This window comes from Streptomyces nidicola (assembly GCF_050106155.1).
Taxonomy (GTDB): Bacteria; Actinomycetota; Actinomycetes; order Streptomycetales; family Streptomycetaceae; genus Streptomyces.
The window spans coordinates 5,045,548-5,058,111 of the sequence record NZ_JBNBPI010000001.1 but is presented as its reverse complement, the minus strand read 5'-3'; the positions used below and the strand labels follow the sequence as shown (position 1 = coordinate 5,058,111).

Genomic DNA, 12,564 nt, shown 5'->3' with positions numbered 1-12,564 from the left:
GTTCGCGGACCCCCCTTGTCACCAGGGGGCGCGGTCTGATGAGCTGTGGCCTGGGACACAACGGTCGCCTCCGACACAAACACTGCATGGGAGAAGCGTCGTGAGCAACGAAAGCCTGGCCAACCTCTTGAAGGAGGAGCGACGCTTCGCGCCGCCCGCTGACCTGGCCGCGAATGCCAACGTCACGGCCGAGGCGTACGAGCAGGCCAAGGCTGACCGGCTCGGTTTCTGGGCCGAGCAGGCCCGCCGCCTCACCTGGGACACCGAGCCGACCGAGACTCTTGACTGGTCGAACCCGCCGTTCGCCAAGTGGTTCAAGGACGGCAAGCTCAACGTCGCGTACAACTGCGTCGACCGCCACGTAGAGGCAGGAAACGGCGACCGCGTCGCGATCCACTTCGAGGGCGAGCCCGGCGACAGCCGCGCGATCACCTACGCCGAGCTCAAGGACGAGGTCAGCCGGGCCGCAAATGCCCTGACCGAGCTGGGCGTTCAGACCGGCGACCGGGTCGCCGTCTATCTGCCGATGATCCCGGAAGCGGTCATCTCGATGCTCGCCTGCGCGCGCATCGGCGCCGCGCACTCGGTGGTCTTCGGCGGCTTCTCGGCCGACGCCATCGCCAAGCGCATCGAGGACGCCGACGCCAAGGTCGTCATCACCTCCGACGGCGGCTTCCGGCGCGGCAAGCCGTCCGCGCTCAAGCCCGCGGTCGACGAGGCGCTGACCCGCGTATCGGTCGAGCACGTCCTGGTCGTGCAGCGCACCAAGCAGGACGTCGCCTGGACCGAGGGCCGCGACCTGTGGTGGCACGAGACGGTCGGCCGCCAGTCCACCGAGCACGCGCCGCAGGCCTTCGACGCCGAGCAGCCGCTGTTCATCCTGTACACGTCGGGTACGACGGGTAAGCCGAAGGGCATCCTGCACACCTCCGGCGGCTACCTCACCCAGGCGTCGTACACGCACCACGCGGTCTTCGACCTCAAGCCGGAGACCGACGTCTACTGGTGCACCGCCGACATCGGCTGGGTCACCGGGCACTCGTACATCACGTACGGCCCGCTCTCGAACGGCGCGACGCAGGTCATCTACGAGGGCACCCCGGACACCCCGCACCAGGGCCGCTTCTGGGAGATCGTGCAGAAGTACGGCGTCTCGATCCTCTACACGGCGCCGACCGCGATCCGTACGTTCATGAAGTGGGGCGACGACATCCCCGCGAAGTTCGACCTGTCCAGCCTGCGCGTGCTCGGGTCGGTCGGTGAGCCGATCAACCCCGAGGCCTGGGTCTGGTACCGGAAGAACATCGGCGCCGACAAGTGCCCCGTCGTGGACACCTGGTGGCAGACCGAGACCGGCGCGATCATGATCTCGCCGCTGCCGGGCGTCACCGAGGCGAAGCCCGGCTCCGCCCAGCGCGCGCTGCCCGGAATCTCGGCGACCGTCCTCGACGACGAGGGGAACGAGGTGCCGAACGGGGGCGGCGGCTACCTCGCCCTCACCGAGCCGTGGCCGTCGATGCTGCGCACCATCTGGGGCGACGACCAGCGGTTCATCGACACGTACTGGTCGCGCTTCGAGGGCAAGTACTTCGCCGGTGACGGTGCCAAGAAGGACGAGGACGGCGACATCTGGCTGCTCGGCCGGGTCGACGACGTCATGCTCGTCTCCGGGCACAACATCTCGACCACCGAGGTCGAGTCCGCGCTCGTCTCGCACCCGTCCGTCGCCGAGGCCGCCGTGGTCGGCGCCGCCGACGAGACGACCGGTCAGGCGATCGTCGCCTTCGTGATCCTGCGCGGCAGCGCGAACGCGGAGGACGAGTCGCTGGTGGCGGACCTGCGCAACCACGTGGGCGGCGCCCTCGGCCCGATCGCCAAGCCGAAGCGGATCCTGCCGGTCGCCGAGCTGCCCAAGACGCGCTCCGGCAAGATCATGCGCCGCCTGCTGCGCGACGTCGCGGAGAACCGGGCGGTGGGCGACGTGACGACGCTCGCCGACTCCTCCGTGATGGACCTGATCCAGGCCGAGCTGCCGTCGGCGTCCAGCGAGGACTGATCCGCGTACGAACCCACGGGAACGGGCATCCGGCGAGCGCGCCGGGTGCCCGTTTCGTACGTAAGGTGATGATCACCAAGCAGGCCGGGGCACCCTGTAGGGTAAAAGTCGCGTCAACGACGCGACAAAGATCCAACAGGTGCGCCGGGAAGTCTGGTCGGCAACGCAGTCAGCCGTACCCGACCGGAGGTCTCCCCCGTGAGCGCGCCCAAGAACAAGCAGGACCGCAAGGCACTCGGCCGGCTCTCGCTGCCCGAGCGGACCTTCGTGGCCGACGCACTGCGCACCGAGACGGTCGGCGGCGTCCTGCTCCTGGTGGCGGCGATCGCCGCGCTCGTCTGGTCCAACATCCCGGCCCTGCACCACAGCTACGAGGCCGTCAGTGATTTCCACCTGGGGCCCGCCTCGCTCGGCCTCGACCTCTCCATCGAGCACTGGGCCGCCGACGGGCTGCTCGCGATCTTCTTCTTCGTCGCCGGCATCGAGCTCAAGCGCGAGCTCGTCGCCGGTGATCTGCGCGACCCCAAGGCCGCCGCACTCCCCGTCGTCGCCGCCCTCTGCGGCATGGCGACACCCGCGATCGTCTACGTGATCGTCAACGCGGTCGGCGGCGGCTCGATGAGCGGCTGGGCCGTGCCGACCGCCACCGACATCGCCTTCGCGCTCGCCGTGCTCGCCGTCATCGGCACCTCGCTGCCGAGCGCGATGCGCGCGTTCCTGCTCACCCTCGCCGTCGTCGACGACCTCTTCGCGATCCTGATCATCGCGATCTTCTTCACGGACGACCTGAACTTCGCCGCGCTCGGCGGCGCGTTCCTCGGCCTCGCCGTCTTCTGGCTGCTGCTCAAGAAGCGGGTGCGCGGCTGGTACATCTACGTACCGCTGGCTCTGGTCATCTGGGGGCTGATGTACAACAGCGGCGTCCACGCCACCATCGCCGGTGTCGCCATGGGTCTGATGCTGCGCTGCCACCGGGAGGAGGGCGAGGAGCAGTCGCCCGGCGAGCACATCGAACACCTGGTGCGGCCGCTCTCGGCCGGGCTAGCGGTGCCGCTGTTCGCGCTGTTCAGCGCCGGTGTCGCGGTGTCGGGCGGGGCCCTTGGCGACGTCTTCACCAAGCCGGAGACGCTGGGCGTGGTGCTGGGTCTGGTCGTCGGCAAGGCCGTCGGGATCTTCGGCGGTACGTGGCTGACCGCCCGGTTCACCAAGGCCTCGCTCTCCGACGAGCTGGCCTGGCCCGATGTGTTCGCGGTGGCCTCGCTCGCCGGCATCGGCTTCACGGTCTCGCTGCTCATCGGGGAACTCGCCTTCACCGACGACCCGTTGCTGACGGACGAGATCAAGGCGTCCGTGCTGATGGGCTCGCTGATCGCGGCGGTGATCGCGAGCGTGCTGCTGAAGATCCGGAACGCCAAGTACCGGTCCCTGTGGGAGGACGAGGAGCGCGACGAGGACCTCTCCGGGGTCCCGGACATCTACGAGGTCGGCAAACCGGAGTACCACCTTCGGATGGCCGAGATCTACGAGCGGAAAGCCGCGGAACACCGAAGGCTTGCGCAAGTGGCGGCCGGGGCAGGCGGCGAGGACGAGCGTCCGGCATGATCTGACGGAGAATCCGCGCAGTACGCGCATACGAAGCAGCCACAGAAGAACAGGGGAGTACGCGATGAGCGCACCCGACGACAACCCGGTCGGCGCCGAACGCAGCGTCGGCCAGCTGTTCGCATCGGCGACGGCCGAGATGTCCGCGCTGGTGCACGACGAGATCGCCCTTGCGAAGGCGCAGCTGAAGAAGGACGTGAAGCGCGGCGCGACCAGTGGCGGTGCGTTCATGGCGGGAGTGGTCGTCCTGACCTTCTCGCTGCCGATGCTGAGCTTCGCGCTCGCGTACGGGATCAACGCGTGGACCGGCGGGTTCAACGGCGACGGCGGCTGGAACATGGCCTGGTGCTTCCTGCTGTCCTTCGCCGCGAGCGTGGTCGTCTTCCTGCTGCTCGCGCTCGTCGGTGTCGTCTTCGCCAAGAAGGCCAAGCAGGGCAAGGGTCCGCAGAAGACCGCCGCCTCGTTCAAGGAGACGGCAGGCGTACTGCAGAACGCCAAGCCGCACCCCCGCGAGGTGACCGCGGACGGGCATGACACAAAGGCCATCGAGGCTGTGGCACGCTCGTCTGCATGACGGACCCTGCCACTCCTTCGGCCCAGCCGCCCGCGTCCTTCGTGCTCCTCGACGTTCCCGGCGGGCACAAGGTGACCCACCGGGACGTCGCGGCCAACGGCGCGCGCTTCCACATCGCCGAGATGGGGGACGGGCCGCTGGTCCTGCTCCTGCACGGCTTCCCGCAGTTCTGGTGGACGTGGCGGCACCAGCTCACCGCGCTCGCCGACGCGGGCTTCCGGGCCGTGGCGATGGACCTGCGAGGGGTGGGCGGCAGCGACCGTACGCCGCGGGGCTACGACCCGGCGAACCTCGCGCTCGACGTCACCGGGGTGATCCGCTCGCTCGGCGAGCCCGACGCTGCGCTCGTCGGCCATGACCTCGGCGGATATCTCGCCTGGACCGCGGCCGTGATGCGGCCCAAGCTGGTGCGCCGGCTCGTGGTCTCCTCGATGCCGCATCCGCGCCGGTGGCGCTCGGCGATGCTGGCGGACTACCGGCAGTCGCGCTCGGGCTCGTACGTCTGGGGTTTCCAGCGCCCCTGGCTGCCCGAGCGTCAGCTTCTCGCGAACGACGGCGAGTTGGTGGGCAAGCTGGTCCGGGACTGGTCGGGGCCGCACCAGCCAGACGACGCGACGGTGAAGACGTACCGGCAGGCCATGTGCATCCCGTCGACCGCGCACTGCTCGATCGAGCCGTACCGGTGGATGGTGCGCTCCCTCGCGCGCCCCGACGGGATCCAGTTCAACCGGCGGATGAAGCGCCCCGTGCGGGTGCCGACGCTGCACGTGCACGGCTCCCTCGACCCGGTGATGCGCACGCGGAGCGCGGCGGGCTCCGGCGAGTACGTGGAGGCCCCCTACCGCTGGCGCCTCTTCGACGGCCTCGGACACTTCCCGCACGAGGAGGATCCGGCCGCGTTCTCCAAGGAACTGGTCAACTGGTTGAAGGACCCGGAGCCCGACCGGTAGACCCGGGCGAACCGGACCGGTGAGCCCTGTTTGGTGAAGGAATGCCGAGGGGAACGCCTGTGCTTCGAACGGCCAATTGCCCGGCGCATACGCCATTTTGGGGAGCGTGAGGGCGGTTACCGACCATGGGGCAGGGGCACACGTCGGGGTATGGGCTGGACGCACGACTACAGTGACGCAGCACGCAATCGCCGCCCAGCGATGACGCTGGGCTCTCCCCGGAGAGGAGCGCCTGACGGCTGGTCGGCGCACGATCCCCGGCTGGGCATTCCTCGCATTCTGCGGCGCCGCGCCCGGTGGGTGTCCGCGCGGATCCGGCACGGGGGCCGGTGACCCGCTGAGCGGGCCTACAGCGCGCAGGCGTCCGTGTCGACCTGCTGGTTCGCCGCGCGGCCGCGCGCGATGTCGGTGCTGATCTCGTCACCGGACAGCGCGTAGCCCGTCTCCGAGTCGTCGAGCGACTTGGCGAACACCACGCCGTAGACCTGGCCGTCCGGAGTGAGCAGCGGTCCGCCGGAGTTGCCCTGACGGACCGTCGCGAACAGCGAGTACACATCGCGGCGCACGGTGCCCCGGTGGTAGATGTCCGGGCCGTTCGCCGTGATGCGCCCGCGCACGCGCGCGGGGCGGACGTCGTACGCGCCGTTCTCCGGGAAGCCCGCGACGATCGCGCCGCCGCCGCGCTGCGCGTCGGTGCCCGTGAACCGGAGCGGGGGCGCCTTCAGGGCCGGCACGTCCAGGACCGCGATGTCGCGCTTCCAGTCGTAGAGCACGACCTTCGCGTCGTACTTCACGCCCTCGCCGCCTATCTGGACGGTGGGTTCGTCGACGCCGCCGACCACATGCGCGTTCGTCATCACGCGGCGGTCGGAGAAGACGAAGCCGGTGCCCTCCAGGACCTTGCCGCAACTGGGCGCCTGGCCCACGACCTTGACGATGGACCGCTTCGCGTTGCGCGCGACCTGGCTGCCCGCGAGCGCCGGGTCCGGCGGCTTCACGTCGGCGATCGGCTCGTTCGCGAACGGGCTGAAGACCTGCGGGAAACCGTTCTGCGCGAGGGTCGAGGAGAAGTCCGCGAACCACGTGTCCGCCTGCGTGGGCAGCGCCTGCGAGACGCCCAGCAGCACCTTCGAGCTGCGTACTTCCTTGCCGAGCGTGGGCAGGGTGGTGCCGGCCAGCGCGGAACCTATCAGCCAGGCCACCAGGAGCATCGCCGCCACGTTGACCACCGCGCCGCCCGTCGCGTCGAGCGCGCGGGCCGGGGACCAAGTGATGTATCTGCGCAGCTTGTTGCCCAAGTGCGTGGTGAAGGCCTGCCCGACGGAGGCGCAGACGATGACGACGACCACGGCGACGACCGCGGCGGTCGTGGTGACCTCCGCGTCACTGGTGATCGCGTCCCACAGGAGAGGCAGCGCGTAGACCGCGACGAGGCCGCCACCGAGGAAACCGATCACCGACAGGATGCCGACGACGAAACCCTGGCGGTAGCCGACGATCGCGAACCACACGGCCGCTGCGAGCAGCAGGAAGTCCAGCACGTTCACCGATTCACGCCCCGCCTTGCATCTCGCCTCGCCCCTGTAGGCCCCTGCTCCTGATTCACGGCGCCCACCCTGTCACGACCGCCAATCGAGTGGGACCGTCTTTGATCGGTCCCAGGGGCGCTCCCACCCCGCGTAGTGCAGCAGCCGGTCGATCACGCCCGCGGTGAACCCCCAGACCAGAGCCGACTCCACCAGGAAGGCAGGCCCCCTGTGGCCGCTCGGGTGGACCGTCGTCGCCCGGTTCTCCGGGTCCGTGAGATCCGCCACGGGGACCGTGAAGACACGCGCCGTCTCCGCAGGGTCGACCGCCGCGACGGGTGAGGGCACCCGCCACCACCCAAGTACGGGCGTGACGACGAAGCTGCTCACCGGGATGTACAGCTTCGGCAGCACGCCGAAGAGCTGGACGCCGCCCGGGTCGAGTCCCGTCTCCTCCCACGCCTCCCGCAGGGCGGCGTGCAGCGGCCCGTCACCGAGCGGGTCGCCGTCCTCCGGGTCGAGGGCGCCGCCGGGGAAGGAGGGCTGGCCCGCGTGGGATCTGAGCGAGCCGGAGCGCTCCATGAGCAGCAGCTCGGGTCCGCGCTCCCCCTCGCCGAAAAGGATCAGCACGGCGGACTGCCGCCCCGCCCCGCTCTCCGGCGGCAGGAAGCGGCTGAGCTGCTCACCGCGGACGGTGGCGGCGGCGTGCGCCACGGGGTCCAGCCAGGCGGGCAGGCCCTCGGTGCGGAGCGTCACGTCGAAGGGAGGCGAGCCACCCGGCCCGTGCGCCCCCGTCGTGCCGTGCGCCCCGGCCGCCCCCTTCGCCCCGCCGCTCATCCCGCCGATCTCGCTCACGTGCTTCATCGCCGCCCCCTCGCGGTGTGCTGGGCCAAGCCCCGACTGCCCTCCGATACGGTCCGTCACGCCTCCCGGCCGGGCAGCGGCGGGGCAGGCAGGCCGCCCGCGTCCAGGTAGGACTGCGGGGGCTTGAGGCGCTGGCCGGGGAAGCCGCCCTTCTCGTACTTGAGCAGCTTCTCCGCCTTGTCCGGGTCCGTCTCGCCCTCCCCGTACGCCGGGCAGAGCGGGGCGATCGGGCAGGCACCGCAGGCCGGCTTGCGGGAGTGGCAGATACGGCGGCCGTGGAAGATCACGTTGTGACTGAGCTGGGTCCACTCGCTCTTCGGGAACAGCTCGCCGATCGCCCGCTCGACCTTGTCGGGATCCGTCTCGTCGGTCCACTTCCAGCGGCGCACCAGGCGGCCGAAGTGCGTGTCGACGGTGATGCCGGGCCTCCCGAACGCGTTCCCCAACACCACGAAGGCCGTCTTGCGGCCCACGCCGGGCAGCTTGACCAGGTCTTCGAGGCGGCCGGGCACCTCGCCGCCGAAGTCGTCGCTGAGCGCCTTGGCCAGGCCCATGATCGAGCGCGTCTTCGCGCGGAAGAAGCCGGTCGGCCGGATCAGCTCCTCGACCTCCTCCGGGTTGGCCGCGGCCAGATCCTCCGGGGTCGGGTACTTCGCGAACAGGGCCGGCGTCGTCTGATTGACCCGCAGGTCCGTCGTCTGGGCCGACATGACCGTGGCCACCAGGAGCTGGAAGGGATTCTCGAAGTCCAGCTCCGGGTGGGCGTACGGGTACACCTCCGCGAGCTCGCGGTTGATCTTCCGGGCGCGACGGACGAGCGCGGTGTGCGTCTCGGGGCGTGCGGTCGTCTTCTTCGCGGCGGGCTTCTTCGCGGCAGGCGTCTGCTTCGAAGCGGCGGCCTTCGTGGCGGCCGTCTTTTTCGCGGCGGCCGCCTTCTTCGAGGTGGCGGCCTTCGCGGCGGATTTCTTCGCGGGCGCGGTCATCGCTGGGCGGCCTTCCCCTGTTCGGACACGGACTTGAGTACGGGCGCGGCCCCGATCATGCTCACCGGCGCCGTCCCCGGCCTCCTGGTCACGGCCTCGGGGGCAGTTTTCCGCGACTGTTCGCCGACAGCGGAATCAAGGTCACTCGGCACCGCCACAACCCCCTTCGCCTGCGCTCTCACCGGCATTTTGAACACTCGGCCAGCCTAAAGCCCGGCACTGACATCCGCCCCGAAGCCGCCGGATCGCTCCACGATTGGCCCCCTCCCCCTCGGGTTGTGGCGCGGGTGCGGCAGACTTGTGTACGAGTGACTGATCACACTGTTTGGACCGTCCGGCAAAATGGGCAGTGGAAATGATCGACAACCGGGGCGATCCGGTCGATTCGATCGGGTCCGTTCCCGATGCAGGCGACATAGGAGAGAAACTCGTGGACGACGTTCTGCGGCGCGCCCCGCTCTTCGCGGCGCTCGATGACGAGCAGGCCGCGGAGCTCCGCGCCTCCATGAGTGAGGTGACCCTCGCACGCGGCGACGCCCTGTTCCACGAGGGCGACCCCGGAGACCGCCTGTACGTGGTCACCGAGGGCAAGGTGAAGCTCCACCGCACTTCCCCCGACGGGCGCGAGAACATGCTCGCCGTCCTCGGCCCCGGCGAGCTGATCGGCGAGCTGTCGCTGTTCGACCCGGGTCCGCGCACCGCCACCGCCAGCGCCCTCACCGAGGTCAAGCTGCTCGGTCTCGGCCACGGCGACCTCCAGCCCTGGCTCAGCGCCCGGCCCGAGGTGGCCACGGCGCTGCTGCGCGCCGTCGCCCGGCGCCTGCGCAAGACCAACGACCAGATGTCCGACCTGGTCTTCTCCGACGTGCCCGGCCGTGTGGCCCGTGCGCTCCTCGACCTGTCGCGCCGCTTCGGCGTGCAGTCCGAGGAGGGCATCCACGTCGTGCACGACCTGACGCAGGAAGAGCTGGCCCAGCTGGTCGGCGCCTCCCGCGAGACGGTCAACAAGGCGCTCGCGGACTTCGCGGGCCGCGGCTGGCTCCGCCTGGAGGCCCGTGCCGTGATCCTCCTGGACGTGGAGCGCCTCGCGAAGCGCTCGCGCTGACACCACACGCTTACGTAGACGGGTCCCGCCACATCTCGTGGCGGGGCCCGTCTACGTAGAGGCCCACAGGGGAGTCCTTCATGACACAGCCGCCCGATGATCTCGTCACCCGTTTCGAGGAGGAGCGCGGGCGGCTGCGTGCCGTGGCATACCGGATGCTCGGTTCGCTGAGCGAGGCCGAGGACGCCGTCCAGGAGGGGTGGCTGCGGCTGCAGCGGGCGGATACGGACGAGGTACGGAACCTGAGCGGTTGGCTGACGACCGTCGTCGGGCGGATCTGCCTGGACATGCTGCGCTCCCGCAACGCGCGCCGCGAGGAGCCGTTGGAGAGCGGGTCGGCCGAGACCCGTGTCCCCGACCCGGTGATCCGCCCCGCCGACCCTGCTCACGAGGCCGAACTCGCGGACTCCGTAGGGCTCGCGCTGCTCGTCGTGCTGGACACGCTCGCGCCCGCCGAACGCCTCGCCTTCGTGCTGCACGACATGTTCGCCGTGCCGTTCGAGGAGCTCGCCCCCATCGTGGAGCGCACGCCCGCGGCGACCCGGCAGATGGCGAGCAGGGCGCGGCGCCGTGTGCAGGGCGCGACCGCGCCCCGGGACACGCCGCTGGCCCGGCAGCGCGAGGTCGTCCGCGCCTGGCTGGCCGCCACGCGCGTGGGCGACTTCGAGGCGCTGCTGGAACTTCTCGACCCGGACGTCCTGTTGCGGGTCGACGCGGGCAGCGGCACGGCCTCCGGGCTGCTGCGGGGCAGCCTTGCCGTGGCCAAGCAGGCCGCGTTCTACGGGAAGCTGGCGCAGGCGGCGTACCCGGCGTTCGTCGGCGACGGCCTCGGCATCGTGCAGGCGCCTCGCGGCCAGGTCGTCGCGGTGCTCGCCTTCACGTTCCGGGAGGGCCTGGTCGTCGGGGTCGACATCATCGCGGATCCGCGGCGGCTCGCTGCGTTTGGTGTTGGGTGGGTGGGCCCTGGCGGCGAGTGAGGGGCGGCCCCCTGCGGCCTTGGCCCAACCGGGGTTGCGGCCTCGGGGCTCCGCCCCGGACCCCGCGCCTCAAGCGCCGGCGGGGCTGAAAAGATCGGGGCTCTGCCCCGGACCCCGCCGCTCAATCGCCGCGGGGGCTTGATCTGGCCACCACGGGCGCCGAACGGCCGTCCTAGATCAGCCCGTGCTCCCGCAGGTAGTCCAGCTGCGCCCGCACGCTCAGTTCCGCTGCCGGCCACAGGGAGCGGTCCACGTCCGCGTACACGTGGGTCACGACGTCGGGGGCGGACACGTAGCCGTTCTCGACGGCTGTTTCCACCTGGGCGAGGCGGCCCGCGCGGTGGGCCAGGTAGAACTCGACGGCGCCCTGGGCGTCCTCGAGGACCGGGCCGTGGCCCGGAAGGACCGTGTGCACCCCGTCGTCGACCGTCAGGGAACGCAGTCGGCGCAGCGAGTCCAGGTAGTCGCCGAGGCGGCCGTCCGGGTGGGCGACCACCGTCGTGCCGCGCCCGAGGATGGTGTCACCCGTCAACACGGCCTGGTCGGCGGGGAGGTGGAAGCAGAGGGAGTCGGCGGTGTGGCCGGGGGTAGGTACGACGCGCAGCTCCAGGCCACCCGTGGTGATCACGTCACCGGCGGCAAGCCCCTCGTCGCCGAGCCGCAGCGCCGGGTCGAGCGCCCGCACCTTCGTCCCGGTCAACTCGGCGAACCGGCCCGCCCCTTCGGCGTGGTCCGGGTGCCCGTGCGTGAGGAGAGTGAGCGCGACCCGCTTGCCCGCCTTCTCGGCGATGTCGAGGACGGCGTGCAGATGCTCGTCGTCCAGCGGCCCGGGGTCGATGACGACGGCGAGGTCGCTGTCCGGTTCCGCGACGATCCAGGTGTTGGTGCCGTCGAGGGTCATCGCGGAGGGGTTCGGCGCCAGGACGTTGACCGCGCGGGCGGTCGCGGGGCCCGTGAGGACCCCGCCGCGCGGCTGGCCCGGGAGGGCGGCTGCTTCGGTCATGCGGAGGTTCCCCCGTTCTGCCCGTTCCGGCCCTGTCCGCCGGTCGGGATGTGCTTCGTGAACTCGTCGTGTCCCGGCCAGGACAGCACCAACTCGTCGTCCTCCATGCGCGCCTGCGCGAGTACGGGAGTGAGATCGCGCCCCGGCGCCCCCGCGAGGGCGCCGCGCACGTCGTCGTACGCCTCCAGGGTGCGCAGCGTCGCGATCGTCGGCGGCATCATCGTCAGCTCGCCCCGGTCGTACTCCGCCGCGGCCCGCCCCGGCATGATCCACACCGTGCGGTCGGCCTCGGAGGAGTCGTCGCTGGTGCGCTGGCCCGCCGGGAGCGCGGCCACGAAGAACCACGTGTCGTAGCGGCGCGGCTCGAACTCGGGGGTGATCCAGCGGGCCCACGCGCCGAGTAGGTCGGAGCGCAGCACCAGGCCGCGGTTCTCCAGGAACCCGGCGAAGGACAGGTCCCGGTCGATCAGCGCCTGCCGGTCGGCCTGCCACTGCTCGCCCGTCGTGTCGTCGACGACGGTGTCCGGGGTCGGCCCGGCGAGCAGCACACCCGCCTCCTCGAACGTCTCCCGCACGGCGGCGCAGACGATCGCCTGGGCCTCCCGCTCCGGCACCCCGAGCCGCTCGGCCCACTCCGCGCGCGTGGGGCCCGCCCAGCGGACCAGCCGGTCGTCGTCGCGCGGGTCGACGCCGCCGCCCGGATACGCGTAGGCGCCCGCCGCGAACTTCATCGACGTACGTCTGCGGAGCATGTGCACCTCGGGGCCGCCGGGCGAGGCGTCTCTGAGCAGCATCACGGTGGCCGCGCGGCGCGGAGTCGCGGGTGTGAGCGTGCCGGCGGCGAGGGCACGGATGCGTTCCGGCCACTCCGGGGGATACCACTGCCCATTTGCCATGGCCGGAGGCTAACCGCTGACGGCCGGA

At 70.9% G+C, this 12,564-nt stretch carries 11 protein-coding genes; 6 read left to right on the top strand and 5 right to left on the bottom strand.

What is annotated here, in order from left to right; translation table 11 throughout:
- The first annotated feature begins 100 nt into the window (after positions 1 to 100).
- From acs to ACOKM3_RS23030, 4 genes are all read left to right on the top strand, one after another.
- On the top strand, positions 101 to 2,056 hold the full coding sequence (acs, locus tag ACOKM3_RS23045; protein ID WP_426902937.1) for an acetate--CoA ligase: 1,956 nt from the start codon (positions 101 to 103) through the stop codon (positions 2,054 to 2,056).
- 198 nt (positions 2,057 to 2,254) lie between these two features.
- The gene (gene nhaA, locus ACOKM3_RS23040; protein WP_426902936.1) at positions 2,255 to 3,658 is read left to right on the top strand and encodes a Na+/H+ antiporter NhaA; all 1,404 of its coding nucleotides are present in this window, start codon (positions 2,255 to 2,257) and stop codon (positions 3,656 to 3,658) included.
- Between the two features lie 64 nt (positions 3,659 to 3,722).
- Positions 3,723 to 4,232 (top strand): phage holin family protein, encoded by a 510-nt coding sequence (locus ACOKM3_RS23035; RefSeq protein WP_426902935.1) that lies wholly within the window; start codon positions 3,723 to 3,725, stop codon positions 4,230 to 4,232.
- A complete protein-coding gene (locus ACOKM3_RS23030) occupies positions 4,229 to 5,182 on the top strand; it encodes an alpha/beta fold hydrolase (RefSeq protein ID WP_426902934.1) in 954 nt (317 codons plus the stop codon). The genes ACOKM3_RS23035 and ACOKM3_RS23030 overlap by 4 nt, the downstream gene beginning before the upstream one ends.
- Before the next feature lie 347 nt (positions 5,183 to 5,529).
- On the opposite strand, the gene ACOKM3_RS23025 is transcribed toward ACOKM3_RS23030, so the two are convergent.
- The 3 genes from ACOKM3_RS23025 to nth form a co-directional block, all read right to left on the bottom strand.
- Positions 5,530 to 6,729, bottom strand: coding sequence for a MarP family serine protease (locus ACOKM3_RS23025; protein ID WP_426902933.1), 1,200 nt, complete (start codon positions 6,727 to 6,729; stop codon positions 5,530 to 5,532).
- Positions 6,730 to 6,801: 72 nt separating this feature from the next.
- Complete coding sequence (locus ACOKM3_RS23020; protein ID WP_426906874.1) at positions 6,802 to 7,545, bottom strand: NUDIX hydrolase; 744 nt, start codon at positions 7,543 to 7,545, stop codon at positions 6,802 to 6,804.
- A gap of 83 nt (positions 7,546 to 7,628) precedes the next feature.
- Positions 7,629 to 8,555: an endonuclease III gene (nth, locus tag ACOKM3_RS23015; RefSeq protein ID WP_426902932.1), complete on the bottom strand. Its 927-nt coding sequence runs from the start codon at positions 8,553 to 8,555 to the stop codon at positions 7,629 to 7,631.
- Positions 8,556 to 8,985: 430 nt separating this feature from the next.
- Between nth and ACOKM3_RS23010 the strand changes: the two genes are divergently transcribed.
- Together ACOKM3_RS23010 and ACOKM3_RS23005 are read left to right on the top strand one after the other, a co-directional pair.
- Positions 8,986 to 9,660: a Crp/Fnr family transcriptional regulator gene (locus ACOKM3_RS23010; protein ID WP_356387200.1), complete on the top strand. Its 675-nt coding sequence runs from the start codon at positions 8,986 to 8,988 to the stop codon at positions 9,658 to 9,660.
- A gap of 80 nt (positions 9,661 to 9,740) precedes the next feature.
- Positions 9,741 to 10,637, top strand: coding sequence for a sigma-70 family RNA polymerase sigma factor (locus ACOKM3_RS23005; protein ID WP_426902931.1), 897 nt, complete (start codon positions 9,741 to 9,743; stop codon positions 10,635 to 10,637).
- A 172-nt stretch (positions 10,638 to 10,809) separates the two neighbouring features.
- Here the strand turns inward: ACOKM3_RS23005 and ACOKM3_RS23000 are convergent, their stop codons facing one another.
- Complete coding sequence (locus ACOKM3_RS23000) at positions 10,810 to 11,640, bottom strand: MBL fold metallo-hydrolase (protein ID WP_426902930.1); 831 nt, start codon at positions 11,638 to 11,640, stop codon at positions 10,810 to 10,812.
- Entirely contained in the window at positions 11,637 to 12,536 is a 900-nt protein-coding gene (locus tag ACOKM3_RS22995; protein WP_426902929.1) for an NUDIX hydrolase, read from the bottom strand. Before ACOKM3_RS22995 ends, ACOKM3_RS23000 begins: the two co-directional genes overlap by 4 nt.
- Between the last annotated feature and the right edge of the window lie 28 nt (positions 12,537 to 12,564).

Coding starts and splice junctions, on each gene's coding strand:
- ACOKM3_RS23000 (WP_426902930.1), bottom strand. CDS start 11,640: ATGACCGAAGCAGCCGCCCTCCCGGGCCAGCCGCGCGGCGGGGTCCTC.
- ACOKM3_RS23005 (WP_426902931.1), top strand. CDS start 9,741: ATGACACAGCCGCCCGATGATCTCGTCACCCGTTTCGAGGAGGAGCGC.
- ACOKM3_RS23035 (WP_426902935.1), top strand. CDS start 3,723: ATGAGCGCACCCGACGACAACCCGGTCGGCGCCGAACGCAGCGTCGGC.
- ACOKM3_RS23020 (WP_426906874.1), bottom strand. CDS start 7,545: ATGAGCGGCGGGGCGAAGGGGGCGGCCGGGGCGCACGGCACGACGGGG.
- nth (WP_426902932.1), bottom strand. CDS start 8,555: ATGACCGCGCCCGCGAAGAAATCCGCCGCGAAGGCCGCCACCTCGAAG.
- ACOKM3_RS22995 (WP_426902929.1), bottom strand. CDS start 12,536: ATGGCAAATGGGCAGTGGTATCCCCCGGAGTGGCCGGAACGCATCCGT.
- ACOKM3_RS23030 (WP_426902934.1), top strand. CDS start 4,229: ATGACGGACCCTGCCACTCCTTCGGCCCAGCCGCCCGCGTCCTTCGTG.